At 66.6% G+C, this 19,728-nt stretch carries 20 protein-coding genes and 2 tRNA genes; 6 read left to right on the top strand and 16 right to left on the bottom strand.

Features of this window, described 5'->3' with window-relative positions:
* Positions 1 to 139 precede the first annotated feature (139 nt).
* The 3 genes from PCQ86_RS12495 to lexA all read right to left on the bottom strand — a co-directional run bounded on the left by PCQ86_RS12495 (position 140) and on the right by lexA (position 1,999).
* On the bottom strand, positions 140 to 640 hold the full coding sequence (locus PCQ86_RS12495) for a pyridoxamine 5'-phosphate oxidase family protein (RefSeq protein ID WP_270173877.1): 501 nt from the start codon (positions 638 to 640) through the stop codon (positions 140 to 142).
* A gap of 121 nt (positions 641 to 761) precedes the next feature.
* Positions 762 to 1,163, bottom strand: coding sequence for a hypothetical protein (locus tag PCQ86_RS12490; RefSeq protein WP_011805518.1), 402 nt, complete (start codon positions 1,161 to 1,163; stop codon positions 762 to 764).
* Positions 1,164 to 1,324: 161 nt separating this feature from the next.
* Positions 1,325 to 1,999: a transcriptional repressor LexA gene (lexA, locus tag PCQ86_RS12485; protein WP_011805517.1), complete on the bottom strand. Its 675-nt coding sequence runs from the start codon at positions 1,997 to 1,999 to the stop codon at positions 1,325 to 1,327.
* An 82-nt stretch (positions 2,000 to 2,081) separates the two neighbouring features.
* Between lexA and PCQ86_RS12480 the strand changes: the two genes are divergently transcribed.
* Positions 2,082 to 3,053, top strand: a complete 972-nt coding sequence (locus tag PCQ86_RS12480; protein ID WP_270173876.1) for an asparaginase — start codon at positions 2,082 to 2,084, stop codon at positions 3,051 to 3,053.
* Positions 3,054 to 3,140: 87 nt separating this feature from the next.
* On the opposite strand, the gene adk is transcribed toward PCQ86_RS12480, so the two are convergent.
* From adk to PCQ86_RS12450, 6 genes are all read right to left on the bottom strand, one after another.
* On the bottom strand, positions 3,141 to 3,797 hold the full coding sequence (gene adk / locus PCQ86_RS12475; RefSeq protein ID WP_270173875.1) for an adenylate kinase: 657 nt from the start codon (positions 3,795 to 3,797) through the stop codon (positions 3,141 to 3,143).
* A gap of 121 nt (positions 3,798 to 3,918) precedes the next feature.
* A complete protein-coding gene (kdsB, locus tag PCQ86_RS12470) occupies positions 3,919 to 4,707 on the bottom strand; it encodes a 3-deoxy-manno-octulosonate cytidylyltransferase (protein WP_270173874.1) in 789 nt (262 codons plus the stop codon).
* The gene (locus PCQ86_RS12465; RefSeq protein WP_011805513.1) at positions 4,704 to 4,886 is read right to left on the bottom strand and encodes a Trm112 family protein; all 183 of its coding nucleotides are present in this window, start codon (positions 4,884 to 4,886) and stop codon (positions 4,704 to 4,706) included. Before PCQ86_RS12465 ends, kdsB begins: the two co-directional genes overlap by 4 nt.
* An 8-nt stretch (positions 4,887 to 4,894) precedes the next feature.
* A complete protein-coding gene (lpxK, locus tag PCQ86_RS12460; RefSeq protein WP_270173873.1) occupies positions 4,895 to 5,911 on the bottom strand; it encodes a tetraacyldisaccharide 4'-kinase in 1,017 nt (338 codons plus the stop codon).
* Between the two features lie 10 nt (positions 5,912 to 5,921).
* Positions 5,922 to 6,347, bottom strand: a complete 426-nt coding sequence (locus PCQ86_RS12455) for an ExbD/TolR family protein (protein ID WP_011805511.1) — start codon at positions 6,345 to 6,347, stop codon at positions 5,922 to 5,924.
* A 31-nt stretch (positions 6,348 to 6,378) separates the two neighbouring features.
* Positions 6,379 to 7,017: a MotA/TolQ/ExbB proton channel family protein gene (locus PCQ86_RS12450; RefSeq protein ID WP_011805510.1), complete on the bottom strand. Its 639-nt coding sequence runs from the start codon at positions 7,015 to 7,017 to the stop codon at positions 6,379 to 6,381.
* A gap of 376 nt (positions 7,018 to 7,393) precedes the next feature.
* On the opposite strand from PCQ86_RS12450, the gene xseA reads away from it, so the two are divergent.
* The 3 genes from xseA to PCQ86_RS12435 all read left to right on the top strand — a co-directional run bounded on the left by xseA (position 7,394) and on the right by PCQ86_RS12435 (position 12,039).
* Positions 7,394 to 8,731 carry an exodeoxyribonuclease VII large subunit gene (gene xseA / locus PCQ86_RS12445; protein WP_270173872.1) on the top strand — a complete coding sequence of 446 codons (1,338 nt, stop codon included), beginning with the start codon at positions 7,394 to 7,396 and terminating at the stop codon, positions 8,729 to 8,731.
* Between the two features lie 147 nt (positions 8,732 to 8,878).
* The gene (locus PCQ86_RS12440; RefSeq protein WP_135147742.1) at positions 8,879 to 9,460 is read left to right on the top strand and encodes a superoxide dismutase; all 582 of its coding nucleotides are present in this window, start codon (positions 8,879 to 8,881) and stop codon (positions 9,458 to 9,460) included.
* Positions 9,461 to 9,804: 344 nt separating this feature from the next.
* Positions 9,805 to 12,039, top strand: coding sequence for an NADP-dependent isocitrate dehydrogenase (locus tag PCQ86_RS12435; protein WP_172206740.1), 2,235 nt, complete (start codon positions 9,805 to 9,807; stop codon positions 12,037 to 12,039).
* Positions 12,040 to 12,260: 221 nt separating this feature from the next.
* Here PCQ86_RS12435 and PCQ86_RS12430 read toward each other — a convergent pair whose 3' ends face one another.
* Positions 12,261 to 12,776, bottom strand: coding sequence for a DUF192 domain-containing protein (locus PCQ86_RS12430; RefSeq protein WP_442874414.1), 516 nt, complete (start codon positions 12,774 to 12,776; stop codon positions 12,261 to 12,263).
* Between the two features lie 86 nt (positions 12,777 to 12,862).
* Positions 12,863 to 13,126: a hypothetical protein gene (locus PCQ86_RS12425; RefSeq protein WP_015913128.1), complete on the bottom strand. Its 264-nt coding sequence runs from the start codon at positions 13,124 to 13,126 to the stop codon at positions 12,863 to 12,865.
* Positions 13,127 to 13,401: 275 nt separating this feature from the next.
* Here PCQ86_RS12425 and icd point away from each other — a divergent pair, with 275 nt between their 5' ends.
* The gene (gene icd / locus PCQ86_RS12420; RefSeq protein WP_220638879.1) at positions 13,402 to 14,661 is read left to right on the top strand and encodes an NADP-dependent isocitrate dehydrogenase; all 1,260 of its coding nucleotides are present in this window, start codon (positions 13,402 to 13,404) and stop codon (positions 14,659 to 14,661) included.
* A 121-nt stretch (positions 14,662 to 14,782) separates the two neighbouring features.
* On the opposite strand, the gene PCQ86_RS12415 is transcribed toward icd, so the two are convergent.
* The 3 genes from PCQ86_RS12415 to PCQ86_RS12405 all read right to left on the bottom strand — a co-directional run bounded on the left by PCQ86_RS12415 (position 14,783) and on the right by PCQ86_RS12405 (position 15,479).
* A tRNA-Asn gene (locus PCQ86_RS12415) sits at positions 14,783 to 14,858 on the bottom strand.
* A 52-nt stretch (positions 14,859 to 14,910) separates the two neighbouring features.
* A tRNA-Asn gene (locus PCQ86_RS12410) sits at positions 14,911 to 14,986 on the bottom strand.
* 73 nt (positions 14,987 to 15,059) lie between these two features.
* The gene (locus tag PCQ86_RS12405; protein WP_270173871.1) at positions 15,060 to 15,479 is read right to left on the bottom strand and encodes a YbaN family protein; all 420 of its coding nucleotides are present in this window, start codon (positions 15,477 to 15,479) and stop codon (positions 15,060 to 15,062) included.
* A gap of 105 nt (positions 15,480 to 15,584) precedes the next feature.
* On the opposite strand from PCQ86_RS12405, the gene def reads away from it, so the two are divergent.
* Positions 15,585 to 16,124 (top strand): peptide deformylase, encoded by a 540-nt coding sequence (gene def / locus PCQ86_RS12400; RefSeq protein WP_011805502.1) that lies wholly within the window; start codon positions 15,585 to 15,587, stop codon positions 16,122 to 16,124.
* A 58-nt stretch (positions 16,125 to 16,182) separates the two neighbouring features.
* Here def and PCQ86_RS12395 read toward each other — a convergent pair whose 3' ends face one another.
* Positions 16,183 to 18,837 carry a [protein-PII] uridylyltransferase gene (locus tag PCQ86_RS12395; RefSeq protein ID WP_270173870.1) on the bottom strand — a complete coding sequence of 885 codons (2,655 nt, stop codon included), beginning with the start codon at positions 18,835 to 18,837 and terminating at the stop codon, positions 16,183 to 16,185.
* Between the two features lie 59 nt (positions 18,838 to 18,896).
* Positions 18,897 to 19,712 carry a type I methionyl aminopeptidase gene (gene map / locus PCQ86_RS12390; protein WP_011805500.1) on the bottom strand — a complete coding sequence of 272 codons (816 nt, stop codon included), beginning with the start codon at positions 19,710 to 19,712 and terminating at the stop codon, positions 18,897 to 18,899.
* Positions 19,713 to 19,728 lie beyond the last annotated feature (16 nt).

Genomic DNA, 19,728 nt, shown 5'->3' with positions numbered 1-19,728 from the left:
CGTCCGCCAACCCGTCACCAAACCGGCCCTGGCAGCGACCCGTGTGGCCTTCCCAGGCACCGGGCTTGCGGCCGCCAGCGCTCGCCTGGGCGGAACGGCCCTTGCCATCCAACTGCTGGCGGCGCCGATCGCCCCAGCGTCAAGACATGAGCAGCGCCTTCAGCTCCTCGGCAGATAAATCCCGCGCCGCGCCAAACCCTGCCACGTGGCGGCCCGCCGAAGGGATGATCTGCACGAACTGGAAGTCGCCCAGCGCCGTCATGGGCGCTGCCTCAGGGAAGTGCCGCAGGTAGGCGGCGCGCGCGCTGGCGGCTGCCTCGGGCGCAAGCAGTACGGCTTGTCCTTGGATGGCAACGCGCTCCAGCGCATGCACGGGCTGGGCCGCGTCCTCGGGCGCCGTGATCAGGAGAGAAACCGCGGGCGATTGCCGCAGGTTACGGGTATGGGCGGCGAGGGCGCTGACATGCAATACCAGCACCTGGGCCGTGGAGTCGATGGCATACGGAACGAACGACACCGCCGGCGTTGTGAATGGAACCGTTTCCGCGCCGGGCAGGGTTTGCAGCGTTGCCAGCGCGGCCGTGCGCCGGCCCCACAGCAGTTGCCGCAGCAAGCGGTCCAGGCGGGACTCGTGGGTCATGGCGTGCTTGGGGGCGGGCAGTTGCAAGTGCCGTGCATTGTAGAAACGGGCCTGCGATGAACGCGCTGCGGCCGTGACGCCTTCGAAAAGTGTCAGAAGTGGTCGCAGCAGTGCCCCGCGGTCAGCGCAGGGCCAGGCGCTCCAGTTCCGCGCACACATCGGCCATGCGGCCGGAAATCACGAGCTTGCACGCGTCGTCGGTGTCATGGCGCAGGATCACGCGCAGGGGGAGCGAACGGGTGGAGATCGCAGGCCGCAGACCTGTGTGCTGCATGGCCGCATCCGCGGCAGGCATGGCAAAGGCGCGGTGGCGGGCCGGATTTTCTTGCGCCATGCCCGCCACGGCGGGGCTATCGGGAGGGCCGGCGTTGGGCGTCGCTCGCTGGAGTGCATCGGCGCGTCCGTGCGTGGTGCAGGCAGAGGGTGCAGCGCCGCGCGACATATGGCGTGCGGCCAGTCCCCATCGGCGCAGGCGGCGCAAGGGGCGGGAAAGGGAGGCAAAGGCAAAGAGGGCAAATCCCATGTGAAGACTCCGGCATGCCAGGGCATGAAGGTGGAACACAGGCAGGATTGCCAAGGACGTCAAGCGCGCATCCGCAGGGTTGGCATGCCGCAGCCACGGGGCATGCCCGGGCTACCGCCTGCCAGACGCCCGCCACCTGCGGCGGCGCTGCATTCAACGGACTACATGAGCATGGTGTTGCGTATCAGGCCCACGGCCAGCCCTTCGATCTCGAAAGGTTCGCCCGGCTCGACGCGGATCACCGGGTAGTCGGGGTTCTCGGGCAGCAGCTCGATGGCGCTGCCTGTGCGGCGCAGGCGCTTGACCGTGACGTCATCGCCCAGGCGCGCCACGATGATTTGCCCGTTGCGCGCCTCGCGCGTTGCCTGTACGGCGAGCAGGTCGCCGTCCATGATGCCCGCGTCGCGCATGGACATGCCGCGCACCTTGAGCAGGTAGTCGGGCTTGTGCGCAAACAGGCTGCCTTCCACCGTATAGGTCTGGTCCACATGCTCCTGGGCGAGAATGGGCGAGCCTGCCGCCACGCGGCCCACCAGCGGCAGCGTGAGCTGCGACAGGCCGGGTATCGGCAGGTTGAACTGGGCGCCGCGCGCCGCATTGATGTTGCGCACGGTTTCGCCGCGCAGCCGGATGCCGCGCGAGGTGCCGCTGACCAGTTCGATCACGCCCTTGCGGGCCAGCGCCTGCAGGTGCTCCTCGGCCGCGTTGGCGGACTTGAAACCCAGCTCTGCCGCGATCTCGGCGCGGGTGGGCGGGGCGCCGGTGCGCGCGATGGCGGTCTGGATCAGGTCCAGGATCTGCTGCTGGCGGGCGGTGAGCTTGGGACTGTCGAGCATGGTGCGATCCAATGCGGTCGGTGGTTGAGTGGGTTACTGTTTTTTAATCCAGTATCTGTATTTTTGAACAGTTTTTGGAGGGATGCAAGTGGCAGCTGCAAGAAAAATCGTCGTTATGGGCACCGGCGGCACGATTGCGGGCTCTTCCGCGGTGCAAGGCGCGAACGTGGGCTACACGGCCGGGCAGATCGGCGTGGAGCAATTGCTGGCCGCGGTGCCCGGGCTGGTGCAGGCCGCGGGCGGCGCGCTGGTGGCTGAACAGGTGGTGCAGCTGGACAGCAAGGACATGGGCTTTGACGTGTGGACGCGGCTGGCCGGTCGTTGCGCCGCACACCTGGCCGACCCGGCCGTGGCCGGCGTCGTCATCACCCACGGCACGGATACGCTGGAGGAAACCGCCTGGCTGCTGCACAACCTGCTCGATACCACCGCCAAGCCAGTGGTACTGACCTGTGCCATGCGTCCGGCCACGGCGCTCGCGCCGGACGGGCCGCAGAACCTGCTGGATGCCGTCACACTGGCGGCCGATCCCTCGGCGCGGGGGGTTCTGATGGCGGCCGCTGGCGTGGTGCACGGGGCACGCGAGGTGAGCAAGGTGCACCCGCTGCGGCTGGACGCGTTCGACTCCGGCGATGCTGGGCCTCTGGGCTGGATGGAAGCGGGGCGCGTGCGCTGGGCCCGCGGCCTTGCGCCGCAGGTGGAACAGCCCGCGCATGGCGCGCTGGTGCCGATCCTGCCAGATGCCGCCTGGCCACGCGTGGAAATCGTCCTCAGCCACGCCGGCGCGGATGGCGCGTTGGTGGACTGGCTGGTGGAGAAGGGCGTGCACGGCCTCGTGGTGGCCGCCACCGGCAATGGCACGCTGCACCATGCGCTGGAGGCCGCGCTCGCGCGTGCCGTGGCGGCCGGGGTGCAGGTGCGCGTGGCTTCGCGCTGCCCGCAGGGGCGGATGATGGACCTGACGGGCACGCCCTGGCGCGATGCGGATGGGCTGAGCCCTGTGAAGGCACGGGTCAGCCTGCTGCTGGAGCTGATGCAGTCCGCTAATTCATAAGCACCGTCATGGGCCGAGGCGCTTGCCTGGGCACACAGCACAACGCCCCGCATTGCGGGGCGTTGGCGGGGGCCGGCGGCGGGTTCGTCAGCTTGACAGTGCCGTCAGGGCGCGCTGGGTGATTTCCTCCACGCTGCCGGTGCCTTGAATGGCTCGGTACTTAGGCGCGTTGGCGGGATCGGACTTGGCCCAGCTGGAGTAATAGTCCACCAGCGGGCGGGTCTGGTCGCTGTAGACCTGCAGGCGCTTCTTGACGGTTTCTTCCTTGTCGTCCTCGCGCTGCACCAGGGGCTCGCCCGTCACGTCGTCCTTGCCTTCGACCTTGGGCGGGTTGAACTTCACGTGGTAGGTGCGGCCCGAAGCCGGGTGGGAGCGGCGGCCGCTCATGCGCTCGATGATGGCGTCGAACGGCACGTCGATCTCCAGCACATAGTCGAGCTTCACGCCCGCGGCCTTCATGGCGTCTGCCTGGGGGATGGTGCGTGGGAATCCGTCGAACAGGAAACCCTGGGCGCAGTCGGGCTCGGCGATGCGCTCCTTCACCAGGTTGATGATCAGGTCGTCGCTGACGAGCTGGCCCGCATCCATGACGGCCTTGGCTTGCAGGCCCAGGGGCGTGCCGGCCTTGACGGCGGCGCGCAGCATGTCGCCGGTGGAGATCTGGGGGATGCCGAATTTCTGGCAGATGAACGCGGCCTGCGTACCCTTTCCGGCGCCGGGAGCGCCGAGCAGAATCAGTCTCATGGATGTCCTCTAGTGTTTTGAAATCAGCGGGCACGCTTGCCGTCGGCGCGCCAGCGCGGGACAGGTGCTCTTGTTGCGAACAAGGATAGCACGCGGGCCATGCGCCAAGCTGACGACCGCGCTAGCCGCCCAGGAGGGTGCGCACGCGCTCCAGGTCGGCTGGCGTGTCCACGCCCGCACCGGGTGCGCTGCCGGTCACGTGCACGGCGATGCGGTGGCCGTGCCAGAGGGCGCGCAGCTGCTCCAGCGCTTCCAGTTGCTCGGTCGGCGCCGCTGGTAGCTGTGGAAACCGGCGCAGAAAGCCTGCCCGGTAGCTGTAGATGCCGATGTGCCGTAGCGGTGCGAAACCCACGGGCACCCCCGGTTGGCCCGGCTGCCACCAGAGGCTGCCCGGCGCGTGGTCGCGTGCGTGGGGGATGGGGGCGCGGCTGAAGTAGTGCGCGAGGCCCTGCGCGTCCAGCACCACCTTCACCACGTTGGGGTTCGCAAAGTCCTCCGCGCTGTCGATGGCGTGCGCGGCGGTGCCCATGCTGGCATCGCCGCGCGCATGCAGCAGTGCGGCCACGGCGTCGATCAGCCGTGGGTCGATGAGGGGCTCGTCACCCTGTACGTTCACCACAATGTCTTCGCCCGCCAGGCCCAGCAGCTCGCAGGCCTCGGCCAGGCGATCGCTGCCGCTGGCGTGGTCGGCGCGCGTCAGCAGAGCCTGCACCCCATGCGCCTGGCAGGCCTGGACGATGCGCGCGTCGTCCGCCGCGACCACGCAGCGCAGGGCGCCGCTCTGGCTGGCGCGGCGGGCCACATGCACCACCATGGGCAGCCCGGCGATATCGGCCAGGGGCTTGTTGGGCAGGCGGGTGGAGGCCAGGCGCGCCGGTATCAGCACCGTGAACGGTGCGGCGCGACTCACTGTTCCAGCTCCTCGTCGCTCAAGGGGCGGGCCTCGTTTTCCAGCAGCACGGGAATGCCGTCGCGCACGGGATAGGCCAGCCGCGCGCTGCGCGAGATGAGTTCCTGGCGTTCGCGGTCGTAGGTCAGCGGGCCCTTGGTGACGGGGCAGACCAGCAGTTCAAGCAGTTTGGGATCCATGGTGTTCCTCAATGGCCGGACGATGATAGCGACGCCAGGCGGGCGTCGAGCGTGTCGAAGAAGGCCGGCGGGATCCGCAGGGCCAGCGGCACGGCCAGCGCGTCCGGGTGCGCGGGCCAGAGCTTGACGGCGTCTTTTTCGGTACAAATCAGCCGTAAGCGCTTATCCGGCGGGCGCTGCCAGCTAGAAAAATCATAGTGATCGGGCAGTGCTTCCTTGCTCCCGGGCTGAAGGCCCCTGGCGTGCAGCATCGCAAAAAAGTCGTGCGGCCGGGCGATCGCCGCGAGTGCGTGCAACGGTTCGCCCTGCAATTGCTCCAGCGGCAGGTGCTGCCCGCTGGCATTCACGGCATGGGCGGCGAGTTCACGTGACAGCGCGAATTGCGGCGCGACCCCACCGGGCGGGGAGCCGGCGTGGAGCACCAGGTCCACCGCGCGCGGCCAGGGCTCGCGCAGCGGGCCGGCGGGCAGCAGCCAGCCGTTGCCGGCGCCTTCGTCGTTGAAGACGCAGACTTCCAGGTCGCGCGCCAGGGCCAGGTGCTGCAGGCCGTCGTCGCAAACCAGGATGTTGGTGGCGGGGTGGGCGGCCAGCAGCGCGCGCCCTGCCTGGGCACGCCTGCGCGCCACGAAGACCGGGGCGCCGCTGGCGCGGGCGATGAGCAGCGGCTCGTCGCCCACCTCGGCCGCGCTGCTGGCGGGCAGCACTTCGTGGCAGTCTGAGGTGGCGCGGCCGTATCCCCGCGAGATGACGCCCGGCCGCCAGCCGCGGGCCTGCAGGTGGCGCACCACGGCCAGGGTCACGGGCGTTTTGCCGGCGCCGCCAGCGATCACGTTGCCGACCACGATGACGGGCACGGGCAGTCGCTCGCTGCGCAGCAGACCCGTGCGATAGAGCGCGCGGCGCAGCGCCGTGAGCACGCCGTACAGCAGCGACAGCGGCCACAGCGCCAGGGCCAGCGCGCCACGGTGCTGCCAGGCGCCGCGCAGCCGCTCGGCCAGGGGGGACGGGCGGCCGGGCGCGGCCATCGGCGCAGGCTTACTTGCCGGCCGTGGCCGACGACTGGGTGGCAAAGGTGATCTGCGACAGGCCCACGCGGCGCGCGGCCTCCATCACCGTGACCACGGACTGGTGGGGGGCCGATGCGTCGGCGCTGATGATGACCACGCTGTTCGGCCCCGCAGTGGCGGCATCGGCCAGCGCCCGCGCCACCTGGTCGACCTGCCGGCCCTCCAGCGTGGTCTTGTTGATGGCGTAGCGTCCGTCGGCGGCCACGGCCACGATGACTTCCTTGGGGTGGTCGCGCAACTGCTGAGCGTCCGCTACGGGCAGGGTGAGCTGCAGCTCGGTGAACTTGCTGTAGGTGGTGGTCAGCATCAGGAAGATGAGGATCACCAACAGCACGTCGATGAAGGGGATCAGGTTGATCTCCGGTTCTTCCTTTTGGCGGGGGCGAAAGTTCATGGCGAAACGTGCCTCTGTGCGCTGGCGCCGCTCACTTGCGCAGGCGGTTGATGTGCCGCACGAATTGCTCGGACGCCAGTTCCAGCGTCAACAGGTAGGCGTCCACGCGGCTGCGGAAGTAGCGCCAGAAGATCAGCGCCGGTATGGCCACGATCAGGCCGAAGGCGGTGTTGTACAGCGCAATGGAGATGCCGTGCGCCAGTTGCGCAGGGTTGCCGCCACCCGTCGCGCCCACGGCGCCCGTGCCGGCCTGGGAGCCGAAGATCTCGATCATGCCGATCACCGTGCCCAGCAGGCCCAGCAGCGGTGCGGCCGAGGCGATGGTGGCCAGGGCGTTGAGGTACTTCTCCAGCCGGTGGGCGACGGCGCGGCCGGCACCCTCCATGGCGGCGCGCACGTCGGCCTCGGTGCTCTGGGGGTTGCTGTTGAGCGTGCGCAGGCCGCTGGCCAGCACTTCGCCCAGGGCCGAGTTCTGCGCCAGCTGGTTCACCACGTCGGGCGAGGGAATGGACTTGGAGGAGACCGAGATGGCCTCGTCCAGCAGCTTCGGGGGGGCCACACGGGCGGTCTTCAGTGCGACGAAGCGCTCAAAAACCAGCGCCAGCGCCAGGATGGAACAGGCAATCAGGGGCCAGATCGGCCAGCCCGCGGCTTGTATGATCGACAGCAATTCTCACTCCGCTCACGTAAAAAGCAGCGGGGATTATGGCGCACCTTCCAACCCGGCCTTTGGGCGCATCGTCTGCTTTACGCCACCCCTGTTCGGAGCACAGGGCCGGGGCACGTAGAGTCGCCCGGGAGACTCACATTTTCTGTGGATAACTTTGTGGGAAACCACGTGCATACCCGTCGCGAAGCGGCGCCGTTACGTGGTTTGCTTAGTTTGATGAAAAACTGCGCATCAAAAAAACCTTTGAAATCAATGGGTTGCACGTACTCTTGTGGTATGGGGGCGGGTTGGCGCATGGCCTTCCGCCGTGGCGCCGGATGCCCGGATCTGTGGACTAGTGCACCGGCCCGGTGCGCGTACAAGCGTGGAGCGGCCTGTGTTTGAGCGTGCAGATACAGGCGTGGCGCCGCGAATCTGGGAGGTTGGCGCGTTATGCCGCGCCATTGCTGATGCGCTGGAGGCGCGGTTCAATCCTGTCGCGGTGCGCGGGGAGATCACGGGCTTCTCGCGCGCGTCCAGCGGGCACTGCTACTTCACGCTGAAGGATGGAAATGGTCAGATCCGCTGCGCCATGTTCCGCCGTGCGGCAGGCGTGCTGGATTTCACCCCGCGCGACGGCGAACTGGTCGAAGTGCGCGGCCGGCTGGGCGTGTACGAGGCACGCGGCGACCTGCAGCTCATCGTCGACAGCCTGCAGCGCGCGGGGCAGGGGGCGCTGTTCGAGCAGTTCATGCGCCTCAAGGCGCAACTGGAGGCCGAGGGCCTGTTCGACGCGGCGCGCAAGCGCGCGCTGCCGGCCATGCCGCGCGGCATTGGCGTGGTCACGTCGCCGGGCGCTGCGGCACTGCATGACGTGGTGACGGCACTGCGCCGGCGCGTGCCGCACATTCCCGTGGTGCTGGTGCCGGCCCTCGTGCAGGGGGCGCAGGCGCCCGCATCGATTGCCGAAGCGCTATCAAAAATGTATCTGCTTGCGCAGGAGGGGCGGGCGCTGGGCGGTGATTTGGCTATGAATGCCGGGGCGCCGCCAGCCATCGATGTGATCCTGCTGGTGCGCGGCGGTGGCTCCATCGAAGACCTGTGGGCGTTCAATGACGAGCGCGTGGCCCGCGCCATCGTGCAGAGCCCGGTGCCGCTGGTCAGCGGTGTGGGGCATGAGACCGACTTCACCATCGCCGACTTCTGCGCCGACCTGCGCGCGCCCACGCCCACGGCCGCCGCCGAGTTGGTGGCACAGCCGCGCGCCGTGTGGCTGGGGGCACTCGACCTGCTGGCGCAACGGCTGGCCGACGGCGTACAGCGCCAGGTGGACCTGCGGCACCAACGGCTGGACCAGGCGGCCCAGCGGCTGGGCCGGCCCTCGGGTTTCGTGGGGCGGCAGCAACTGCGGCTGAGCGGTCTCGAACAGCGCCTGCGCCACGGTTTGCTATTGAAAACGCAGCGGCTTGCGCATGCGGGGCAAGCGCTGCAGAGTCATTTTCCTCAAATCGTGCAGCGCAGCCTGGTGCAGCGCAGAGAGCGCCTGGAGCGCGCGGCGCTGCGGCTGCAACTGCTGGATCCGCGCCTGGTGCTGCAGCGCGGCTATGCCTTGCTGACCGATGCGCAGGGGCAACCCGTGACGCGCCCCGCCCAGGTGCGCCTGGGCGACGCCGTGCATGCCCAGTTGGCCGAGGGCGAACTGGACCTGACAGTATCGCAGCGCCGCTTGCTGTGAACGCGGCGCCGGTCAATCCCGTACCAGAGGGCAGGAGTCGCCGCCCGCCTACAGCGGCGAGTGCTATTACTTTCCTACAATGCCCGTTGCTTCGCCGCGCCCTGGTGGCCGCGATCTCCCCCATCCCAACCCACGAAGGACTTGACCATGGAACATACCCTGCCTCCGCTGCCCTACGCGATTGATGCCCTGGCCCCGCACTACAGCCAGGAAACGCTGGAATACCACCACGGCAAGCACCACAACGCCTACGTGGTGAATCTGAACAACCTGCAAAAGGGCACCGAGTTCGAGAACATGACGCTGGAGGAGATCGTCAAGAAGTCGTCCGGCGGTATCTACAACAACGCCGCGCAGATCTGGAACCACACCTTCTTCTGGAACTGCATGGCCCCCAACGGCGGTGGCGAGCCCAGCGGCGCCCTGGCCCAGGCGATCCATGCCAAGTGGGGCAGCTACGCCGCGTTCAAGGAAGCGTTCGTGAAGAGCGCCGTGGGCAACTTCGGCTCCGGCTGGACCTGGCTGGTCAAGAAGGCCGACGGTACGGTGGACATCGTGAACACCGGCGCCGCCGGCACGCCGCTGACCACGGCCGACAAGGCGCTGCTGACGGTGGACGTGTGGGAACACGCCTATTACATCGACTACCGCAACCTGCGTCCCAAGTTCGTCGAGACCTTCCTGGACAAGCTGGTGAACTGGAAGTTCGCCGAAGCCAACTTCGCCTGAGCCGAAAGCGCACGCCGCGCCCTGCGGCGTTGAGCGACCCAAAGACAAACGGCCCGCAGAGGAATCTGCGGGCCGTTTTTTCGTCTGGCTTGACGGCCCGGGCGGCGGCCTCATTGGGTACGGCCTCCCTGGGTAATTTGGCAGCGGGACGACAGTCTTGTAGAAGACTTGCAAAAAAAAGTGCCAGTTCCCCTGTCAATTTTTTGCAATGCGATATTCGATTGCAAATTACACGATTTCCGCGCAACGACTCGCGCACAATCCGGACTGTCACATCGGATGACTGCGCGCGAGGCCGCGGACCGGCGGCGCAAGACCTCTGTTTTGTTTACCTGAGAGACGAGATGAGCACCCAGAAACCCACCATCATCTATACCCTGACCGACGAGGCTCCCCGCCTGGCCACGGCCTCCTTCCTGCCCATCGTGCGCAGCTTCGCGTCGGTGGCCGGTATCGAAGTGGCCGAGAGCGACATCTCCCTGGCGGCGCGCGTCCTGGGTGAGTTCCCTGACTTCCTGACGCCCGAGCAGCGCGTACCCAATACGCTGGCTGAACTGGGCAAGAAGACGCTCGAGCCCGACGTCAACATCATCAAGCTGCCCAACATCAGCGCGTCCGTGGCGCAGTTGATCGCCGCCATCAAGGAACTGCAAGGCAAGGGCTACAACCTGCCCGACTACCCCGAGAACCCCACCACCGACGAGGAAAAGGCCATCAAGGCCCGCTATGGCAAATGCCTGGGCTCGTCCGTGAACCCGGTGCTGCGCGAGGGCAACTCCGACCGCCGCGCGCCTGCCGCGGTGAAGAACTACGCCAAGAAGCACCCGCACTCCATGGGCGAGTGGAAGCAGTGGTCGCAGACGCATGTGTCCCACATGCACGAGGGCGACTTCTATCATGGCGAAAAGTCCCTGACCCTGGACAAGGCCCGCGATGTAAAGATGGTGCTGGAGACGAAGTCCGGCAAGACCGTGGTGCTGAAGGAAAAGGTCGCGCTCAAGGACGGCGAGATCATCGACTCCATGTTCATGAGCAAGAAGGCCCTGTGCGCCTTCTACGAGAAGGAACTGGCCGACTGCAAGGAAGCCGGCATCCTGTTCTCGCTGCACGTGAAGGCCACGATGATGAAGGTCTCGCACCCGATCGTGTTCGGTCACTGCGTGAAGATCTACTACAAGGAAGCCTTCGAGAAGCACGGCGCGCTGTTTGACGAGCTGGGCATCAACGTCAACAACGGCATGGCCACGTTGTACGAGAAGATCGAGACGCTGCCGGCCTCCAAGCGTGAAGAGATCATCCGCGACCTGCACGCCTGCCAGGAGCACCGTCCGGCGCTGGCCATGGTGGACTCCGCCAAGGGCATCACCAACTTCCACTCGCCCAACGACATCATCGTGGACGCCTCCATGCCCGCCATGATCCGCCAGGGCGGCAAGATGTGGGGCGCCGACGGCAAGCCTTACGACTGCAAGGCCGTGATGCCCGAGTCGACCTTCGCCCGTATCTACCAGGAGATGATCAACTTCTGCAAGTGGCACGGCAACTTCGACCCGCGCACCATGGGCACCGTGCCCAACGTGGGCCTGATGGCGCAGAAGGCCGAGGAATACGGCTCCCACGACAAGACCTTCGAGATCGCCGAAGACGGCGTGGCCAACATCGTGGACATCGCCACGGGTGAAGTGCTGCTGTCGCAGAACGTGGAAACCGGCGACATCTGGCGTATGTGCCAGGTCAAGGACGCTGCGATCCGCGACTGGGTGAAGCTGGCCGTGACCCGCGCGCGCAACTCCGGCATGCCCGCCGTGTTCTGGCTGGACCCCTATCGCCCGCACGAGAACGAGCTGATCAAGAAGGTCGAGAAGTACCTGAAGGACCACGACACTACCGGCCTCAACATCCAGATCATGAGCCAGGTGCGAGCGATGCGCTTCACGCTGGAGCGCGTGGCGCGCGGCCTAGACACCATCTCGGTGACCGGCAACATCCTGCGCGACTACCTGACCGACCTGTTCCCGATCATGGAACTGGGCACTTCCGCCAAGATGCTGTCCATCGTGCCCCTGATGGCCGGCGGCGGCATGTACGAGACGGGCGCGGGCGGCTCCGCTCCCAAGCACGTGCAGCAGCTGCTCGAAGAGAACTACCTGCGCTGGGACTCGCTGGGGGAATTCCTGGCGCTGGCCGTGTCGCTGGAAGACCTGGGCCTGAAGGAAAACAACCCCCGCGCCAAGCTGCTGGCCAAGACGCTGGACCAGGCTACCGGCAAGCTGCTGGACGAGAACAAGTCGCCCTCGCGCAAGGTGGGCGAGATCGACAACCGCGGCAGCCAGTTCTATTTGTCGCTGTACTGGGCCCAGGCCCTGGCCGCGCAGTCCGAGGACGCCGCGCTGGCCGCCAAGTTCGCTCCGTTGGCCAAGACCCTGGCCGATAACGAGGCCAAGATCGTCGAGGAACTGCGCGTGGTGCAGGGCAAGCCCGCCGACATCGGTGGCTACTACCTGCCCGATCTGTCCAAGCTGGACGCCGTGATGCGCCCCAGCGCCACGTTCAACGCGGCCATCGCAGCGCTCGCCTGACGGAGCACCGGCCGGGTGTCATCCTGGCCGTCACCGGCCTTCCCGCAAGGGGAGGCCGGTTTCTTTTTGCACGGCCTTTGGGTGGGGTGGACCCTCGCAATCGCGGACAGGGATGCTATGAAAAATGAAGCTCTTCGCGCTTGATACGCAATGGTTTTAAGGTAAATATCTCATGAAATCCTTGCGGGAAAAGCGCTGCCAGCTCCTGAATAAATAGCGCGCTACCGCTGCGTGAACGGTCTTCCGCTGAGCCTGCTGCCCGCCTTCAGCCCGCGCTTGGCGAACCAGCCCTGGTTCATCTCCAGCACGAAGCGCACCGGCCGCTTGGAGCAGTGCGATTCTTCGGACAGCGGCTGCATGTCCACCAGGTTCACGATGGTGCCGTCGTCGGCCACGAAGGCCGCGGTGAGCGGCAGCGGCGTATTGCGCATCCAGAAGCATTGCGTGGCCGGCTGCTCGAAGACGAACAGCATGCCCTCGTGCATGGGCATGTCGCGGCGGTGCATCAGGCCGACTTGGCGCTCCTGCGGCGCGGTGGCGACCTGGGCGTCGATGCGGTGCATGCCGGCCTGCAACTCCACGCGCGGCAGGTTCATTTGCGGAACACCCTGCGCCGCTGCGGCTGCGCACAGGCCTAAGGCCACGCCGTATGCCAGCAGGGGAGACAGAAAGCTGCGCAGCAAGCGCGCGATGGGCATGGCAGGTGCGGTGAGCGAAAACATGGGCATGGAAGACATGGGTTGGCAGGGGCAATGCGGAACCCTGAGCGTAGCAGGCAACAAAAAGCCCGCCGAAGCGGGCTGTTCAGCAGTGGCCGCGGCGATCAGGCGGCCGTCTTGCTTCGCTTGGCGGTCTTCTTGGCGACCTTGGCGCTCTTGTGCTTGGCGGGCGCCTTGGCGTGGTGGTTGCGCAGCTTGGCGGGTTTGGTGGCGGCGGCCGGAGCCGGTGCGGCGGCCGCAGGAGCGGCCGTGTCGGGGGCGGCCACAACGGCCGGGGTGGCGGGAACTGCTGGCGTGGCAGGGGTCGCTTGCGCGAAGGCCCCCGTTGCGAGCAGACCGCCGGCCAGGATAGCGAGGAGTTTTTTCATATGTGCCAATTCCTTGGAAGGGTCGGTATACCGGTATACGCCAGGCGGCCAGGCCGCATGGCACGGATGCGTGCGTCGGCCGCGGAGCCTGTTGCACGCCCTGTCTCAACGGCTTCCCGGAGCGCGCGTTGACAGCGACCCTTCGCGGGTCATCATGCCGGGCCGACATGCGCTGCGGGGCGGGCCACCCTGCAGCCTTGCCCTAGAATCTTTGGGCGCCGTTCCTGCGCGAGCAGCCCGCCGCCTTGCGCACGCACCTACAGGAGACCTTCTTCATGACCAGCTACCAGCACATCCAGATTCCGCCCCAGGGCCAGAAGATCACCGTCAACGCCGACATGTCGCTGAACGTGCCCCACCAGCCCATCATCCCGTTCATCGAGGGCGATGGCACTGGCATGGACATCACGCCCGTGATGCTCAAGGTAGTGGATGCGGCTGTGGCAAAGTCTTATGGCGGGCAGCGCAAGATCCACTGGATGGAGGTGTATGCCGGCGAGAAGTCCACCAAGGTCTATGGCCCCGACGTGTGGCTGCCCGAAGAGACGCTGCATGCCGTGCGCGACTACGTGGTTTCCATCAAGGGGCCGCTCACCACGCCCGTGGGCGGCGGCATCCGTTCGCTGAACGTGGCGCTGCGCCAGGAGCTGGACCTGTACGTCTGCCTGCGCCCGGTGCGCTACTTCAAGGGCGTGCCTTCGCCGGTGCGTGAGCCCGAGAAGATCAACATGGTCATCTTCCGCGAGAACTCCGAGGACATCTATGCCGGCATCGAGTTCGAGGCCGAGTCGGACAAGGCCAAGAAGCTCATCAAGTTCTTGCAGGAGGAGTTCGGCGTCAAGAAGATCCGCTTTCCTGAGACATCGGGCATCGGGGTCAAGCCGGTGTCGCGCGAGGGCACGCAGCGCCTGGTGCGCAAAGCCATCCAGTACGCCATCGACAATGACCGGCCCAGCGTGACCCTGGTGCACAAGGGCAACATCATGAAGTTCACCGAAGGGGGCTTTCGTGACTGGGGCTATGAACTGGCAGTCCAGGAATTTGGCGCGCAGCTGATCGACGGCGGCCCGTGGATGCGCATCAAGAATCCCCGCACCGGCAAGGACATCACCATCAAAGACAGCATTGCCGACGCCTTCCTGCAGCAGATCCTGCTGCGCCCGGCCGAGTACAGCGTGATCGCCACGCTGAACCTGAATGGCGACTACATCTCCGATGCATTGGCGGCGCAGGTGGGCGGCATCGGCATCGCCCCGGGTGCCAACCTGTCCGACAGCGTGGCGATGTTCGAGGCCACCCATGGCACGGCCCCCAAGTACGCGGGAAAGGACTATGTCAACCCGGGCTCCGAGATCCTCTCGGCCGAGATGATGTTGCGCCACATGGGCTGGACCGAGGCGGCCGACCTGATCATCAGTTCCATGGAGAAGGCCATCCAGAGCAAGAAGGTGACCTATGACTTTGCGCGCCTCATGGACGGGGCCACGCAGGTGAGCTGCTCGGGCTTCGGGCAGGTGATGATCGACCACATGTAAGCGCCCCGCCAACCACGGGTGCGTGACTGGGCCCGCCGCTGGTCGGCGGGTTTTTTTGCCCTAGCGCAAGGTCAGCGCCCAGCAAAAAGGCCATCCCAACAGATGCTGGAATGGCCTTGAATGGCTCCTCAACCTGGGCTCGAACCAGGGACCTACGGATTAACAGTCCGGCGCTCTACCGACTGAGCTATTGAGGAATGATCGGTGTTTGTTTTTGGCAGGCCTTGTGCAATTGCAAGGCTTGGATTTTGGCTCCTCGACCTGGGCTCGAACCAGGGACCTGCGGATTAACAGTCCGTCGCTCTACCGACTGAGCTATCGAGGAACAAGACTTAGATTATATACATAAAAAAGTGCCGCCTTGACGCTGTGCTGTGCAAGGGATGCGAAGGGCGATGTCAGCGCTGCGGCTCAGGGCGAAGCCACAGCCACACCAGTACGCAGGACATGCTGACCACCGCGCTGATGGTCGCCCAGCGTGGGATATGCACCACCCACAGCACCAGCGCGCACAGGGCCATCAGGAAGGTGGCGCTCCACTTCGCATGGCGGCTCACGCGCCCGCCGTTGGCCCAGTTGCGCAGCATGGAGCCGAACAGCGGGTGGAACCACAGCCAGCGGTACAGGCGCGGCGAACTGCGCGCGGCCGCCCAGCCTGCCATGAGGATGAACACCGTGCTGGGCAGGCCCGGCACGACGATGCCGATCACCCCCAGCGCCAGGCAGAGTGCGGCAAACACCAGCAAGAGCCAGCGCGCCAGCGCGGGCAGGGGCGCTTGCTCAGGGACGGGCGGCAGTGGCTCGGGCGGCGGGGACATGCCTGCCATTGTGCAGGTGTTGCCGGGCGTTATGCTCCAAGGCAGGGACGCCGCCATGCCTTTCGCCATGCCCTGCGCTTGGCGGCTGCAGCCCGCAGACCCACCATGACCATCCGCACCATCCTGAAGATGGGCGACCCGCGACTGTTGCGGGTGGCCCAACCCGTTACCGCATTCGATACGCCCGCGCTGCACCAACTGGTGAACGACATGCGCGAGACGATGCAGGCCGTGAACGGCGCGGGCCTGGCAGCACCGCAGATCGGGGAGGATTGGCAGGTGGTGATCTTCGGCTCCGGCGAGCGCAACCCGCGCTACCCCGACCGCCCCATCGTGCCGCCCACGGTGCTCATCAATCCCGTGATCACGCCGCTGGGCGCCGACGAGGAGGACGACTGGGAGGGCTGCCTGTCCGTGCCGGGCCTGCGCGGCAAGGTGCCGCGCTTTGCGCGCATCCACTACCGCGGCGTCGATCTGCTGGGCGCGCCCATCGACCGTGTGGCGGAAGGTTTCCACGCGCGGGTAGTGCAGCACGAGTGCGACCACCTGATCGGCAAGCTCTACCCAATGCGCGTGCGCGATTTCACGCAGTTCGGTTACACGGAGGTGTTGTTTCCGGAGATTGGTGCGGTAGAAGACGATTGAGCGCTCAATCAGGCTGTAGCGCCCTTGTGGCAAGCGCAAGCAGCTATCGAAATCATAGTCATTGATCGGCCAGCGCCTGCAGTAGCTCGGTCTCGATCTGGATCTGTCGCGCGTTGTTCTGCATCTCTGGGCCCTGCACCAGGAACACGTCCTCCACCCGTTCGCCCAGCGTGCTCACCTTGGCCAACTGCACGCTGAGGCCGTGGCGCGAGAGCACGCGCGCCACCAGGTACAGCAGGCCGGCACGGTCGCTGGCGGAAATGCTGATGAGCCAGCGCTGGGCCTTTTCGTCAGGGCGCAGCGTGACGCGCGGCGCGATGGGGAAGCTCTTGACGCGACGCGACACGCGCTTGCGCGTAGGCTCGGGCAGCGGCCGCGGGTCTTCGATGGCGCGCAGCAGGTCGTTCTCGACCATGTGAATGAGCTCGCGGTAGGCGCCTGGCTGGCTGGAGGCAACGACCTGGAAGGTGTCCAGCGCATGGCCGTTGTTGGCAGTGTGCACACGCGCATCCAGGATGGAAAAGCCCGCACGGTCGAAGTAGCCGCAGATGCGCATGAACAGGTCGCTTTGGTCCGGCGCATACACCAGCACCTGCAGGCCTTCGCCCGCCAGCGACTGGCGTGCGCGCACCACCGGCTTGCCGGCGCCCACGTGGCGCGAGAGGTGGCGGGTGTGCCAGGCGGTGTCCGCCGCCTCGTGGCGCATGAAATAGCTCACGTCCAGCGTATCCCACAGCTTCTTGTGCGCCTCGTGGGGCTGGGAGGCCAATGCCAGCAGCACCAGCGCCTCGCGTTTGCGCGCCTCGATCTCGGCGGCGGCGTCGGGTGCGCGCCCGCCCAGGGTACGCAGCGTCGCGTGGTACAGGTCTTCCAGCAGCTTGCCCTTCCAGGCGTTCCACACCTTGGGGCTGGTGCCGCGGATGTCGGCCACGGTGAGCAGGTACAGGGCGGTGAGGTAGCGCTCGTTGCCCACGCGGCGCGCAAAGGCGGCGATCACGTCGGGGTCGGACAGATCCTGCTTTTGCGCCACCTGGCTCATGGTGAGGTGTTCGGCCACGAGGAATTCAATGAGCCGCGCGTCCTCGCGCGTGATGCCGTGCGCCGCGTGCTGGCGGCAAAAGCGCCGCACTTCCTGCGCGCCGATCTGTGAATGGTCGCCGCCGCGCCCCTTGCCGATGTCGTGGAACAGCGCAGCGATGTAGAGAATCCACGGTTTGTCCCAGCCTGCGGCGAGCTGTGAACACGACGGGTATTCATGCGCGTGTTCGGCCATGAAAAAGCGCCGCACGTTGCGCAGCACCATCAGGATGTGCTGGTCCACCGTGTAGACATGGAACAGGTCGTGCTGCATCTGCCCCACGATGCGCCGGAAGGGCCACAGGTAGCGGCCCAGCACGGAGGTCTGGTTCATGAGCCGCATGGCGTGCGTGATGCCTGCGGGCTGCTGCAGGATCTGCATGAATAGCGCGCGGTTCGCGGGGTCGCGCCGGAATTCACTGTCCATCACGCCACGCGCGTTGTAGAGCGCTCGCAGCGTGCGTGCCGACAAATCCTTGAGCCCTACAGTGGTCTCGTAGAGCAGGAAGGTTTCCAGGACGGCGTGGGGTTCTCTTTCGTACAGGTCGTCGCTGGCCACTTCGATCATGCCGGCCTTCTCGAAGAAGCGCGGGTTGATCGGACGCAGTTCATGCGTGGAGGGGTTCAGTCGCTCCTCGATGCCCAGCAGCAGGATCTGGCACAGCTGCGACACGGCCTTGGCGGCCCAGTAGTAGCGGCGCATCAGCGTCTCGCTGGCACGCATCGCCAGGCGCTGGCCGTCCGGTGCGGTGGAGCGGTAGCCGAAGGTCTCGGCCACGGCGGTCTGCAGATCGAACACCAGGCGGTCTTCGCGCCGGCCGGCCAGCGCATGCAGGCGTGCGCGGATCAGGAACAGCAGCGCCTCGTTGCGCTCGATCTGCTGCACCTCGAACGGTGTGGCCAGGCCGCTGGCCGCCAGTTCTCGCCAATTGCGCCCCAGGCCCGCGGCGCGCGCCACCCACTGGATGAGCTGCAGGTCGCGCAGGCCGCCGGGCGACTCCTTGCAGTTGGGCTCCAGCGCGTAGGGGGTGTTTTCGTACTTCGTATGGCGCTGGCGCATCTCCAGCGTCTTGGCGACCAGAAAGGCGCGCGGGTCCATCTGCGCGTCGTAGCGCTGGCGGAACGCATCGAACAGCGCGGCGTTGCCGCACAGCAGGCGCGCTTCCAGCAGCGATGTCTGCACCGTCACATCGGCGGCGGCCTCGCTCAGGCATTCGGCCACGCTGCGCACGCTGGACCCAACCTCCAGCCCCGCGTCCCAGCAGCTGCCGATGAAGGTCTCGATCGGCGTGCAGGGCGCCGCACCTGCATGGCCCGCGGCCACGCTCATGCCGTCCGGCAGTAGCAGCAGCACGTCCACGTCGGAATAAGGGAACAGCTGTGCGCGTCCGTAGCCCCCCACGGCGACCAGCGCCATGCCTTCAGGCAACTGCGCGCGGTCCCACAGCCGGCACAGCAGGCCGTCGGTCAGCGACGAGAGGCGATGCAGCAGGCTGCGCACGCCGCGCGTGGACGCTCCGGGCGCGCGCAGGGTCGCCAGCAGGGCGGCCTTGTCCTGGCGGTAGGCGTCGCGCAGCGCATGCAGCTGCGCGAGATCCGGTGCAGTGGCGGGGGGGCAGGGGGGGATGGAAGGCATGGAGGACGTTTAGCAAGAACCGTGCATGCCTTGCGGCGCTCTGGGCGCGGCGGCCTGGCTCAGGTCGTGGTGGCGGTGACGAAGGCCGGCAGCGCGGGGGAGCCGGCGGAGAGGGTCAGCACGTCGTAGCCGGTCTCGGTCACGAGCACGGTGTGTTCCCACTGCGCCGACAGGCTGTGGTCTTTGGTGATGATGGTCCAGCCGTCCTTGCCCAACTCCTTGATGTCGCGCTTGCCCAGGTTGAGCATGGGCTCGATGGTGAAGGTCATGCCGGGCACCAGCTCCTCGCCCGTGCCGGGGCGGCCATAGTGCAGCACCTGCGGGTCCTCATGGAATTTCTGGCCGATGCCGTGGCCGCAAAACTCGCGCACCACCGACAGGCCGTGGCCCTCGGCGAACTTCTGGATGGCGTGGCCGATGTCGCCCAGGCGCGCGCCCGGCTTGACCTGCTGGATGCCCAGCCACATGGATTCGAACGTGAGCTGCGACAGCCGCTTGGCGGCAATGGAGCATTCGCCGATGAGGTACATGCGGCTGTTGTCTCCATACCAACCGTCCTTGGTGATCACGGTGACGTCCACATTGACGATGTCGCCCTTCTTGAGCGGCTTGTCGTTGGGAATGCCGTGGCAGACCACATGGTTGACCGAGGTGCACAAGTGGCCGGGGTAGGGCGGGTAGCCCGGAGGCTGGTAGCCGATGGTGGCGGACACGGTGCCCTGGGCGGCCATGCATTCCGCGCCCAGGCGGTCGATCTCTGCGGTGGTGATGCCGGGCTTGATGTGTGGGGCAATGTAGTCCAGCACTTCGGACGCCAGGCGGCAGGCCTCGCGCATGCCGGCGATGCCCTGCGCGTCTTTGATGGTGATGCTCATGGCGCAAATTATCCCA

Source organism: Diaphorobacter sp. ED-3 (assembly GCF_027625375.1).
Lineage (GTDB): Bacteria > Pseudomonadota > Gammaproteobacteria > Burkholderiales > Burkholderiaceae_C > Diaphorobacter > Diaphorobacter nitroreducens.
This window is presented reverse-complemented; position numbering and strand designations above follow the sequence as displayed.

Coding starts and splice junctions, on each gene's coding strand:
- map (WP_011805500.1), bottom strand. CDS start 19,712: ATGAGCATCACCATCAAAGACGCGCAGGGCATCGCCGGCATGCGCGAG.
- lexA (WP_011805517.1), bottom strand. CDS start 1,999: ATGCTCGACAGTCCCAAGCTCACCGCCCGCCAGCAGCAGATCCTGGAC.
- PCQ86_RS12405 (WP_270173871.1), bottom strand. CDS start 15,479: ATGTCCCCGCCGCCCGAGCCACTGCCGCCCGTCCCTGAGCAAGCGCCC.
- PCQ86_RS12435 (WP_172206740.1), top strand. CDS start 9,805: ATGAGCACCCAGAAACCCACCATCATCTATACCCTGACCGACGAGGCT.
- PCQ86_RS12455 (WP_011805511.1), bottom strand. CDS start 6,347: ATGAACTTTCGCCCCCGCCAAAAGGAAGAACCGGAGATCAACCTGATC.
- lpxK (WP_270173873.1), bottom strand. CDS start 5,911: ATGGCCGCGCCCGGCCGCCCGTCCCCCCTGGCCGAGCGGCTGCGCGGC.
- PCQ86_RS12465 (WP_011805513.1), bottom strand. CDS start 4,886: ATGGATCCCAAACTGCTTGAACTGCTGGTCTGCCCCGTCACCAAGGGC.
- adk (WP_270173875.1), bottom strand. CDS start 3,797: ATGAGACTGATTCTGCTCGGCGCTCCCGGCGCCGGAAAGGGTACGCAG.
- PCQ86_RS12480 (WP_270173876.1), top strand. CDS start 2,082: ATGCAAGTGGCAGCTGCAAGAAAAATCGTCGTTATGGGCACCGGCGGC.
- PCQ86_RS12425 (WP_015913128.1), bottom strand. CDS start 13,126: ATGAAAAAACTCCTCGCTATCCTGGCCGGCGGTCTGCTCGCAACGGGG.
- icd (WP_220638879.1), top strand. CDS start 13,402: ATGACCAGCTACCAGCACATCCAGATTCCGCCCCAGGGCCAGAAGATC.
- def (WP_011805502.1), top strand. CDS start 15,585: ATGACCATCCGCACCATCCTGAAGATGGGCGACCCGCGACTGTTGCGG.
- PCQ86_RS12495 (WP_270173877.1), bottom strand. CDS start 640: ATGACCCACGAGTCCCGCCTGGACCGCTTGCTGCGGCAACTGCTGTGG.
- PCQ86_RS12430 (WP_442874414.1), bottom strand. CDS start 12,776: ATGTCTTCCATGCCCATGTTTTCGCTCACCGCACCTGCCATGCCCATC.
- PCQ86_RS12490 (WP_011805518.1), bottom strand. CDS start 1,163: ATGGGATTTGCCCTCTTTGCCTTTGCCTCCCTTTCCCGCCCCTTGCGC.
- PCQ86_RS12395 (WP_270173870.1), bottom strand. CDS start 18,837: ATGCCTTCCATCCCCCCCTGCCCCCCCGCCACTGCACCGGATCTCGCG.
- PCQ86_RS12440 (WP_135147742.1), top strand. CDS start 8,879: ATGGAACATACCCTGCCTCCGCTGCCCTACGCGATTGATGCCCTGGCC.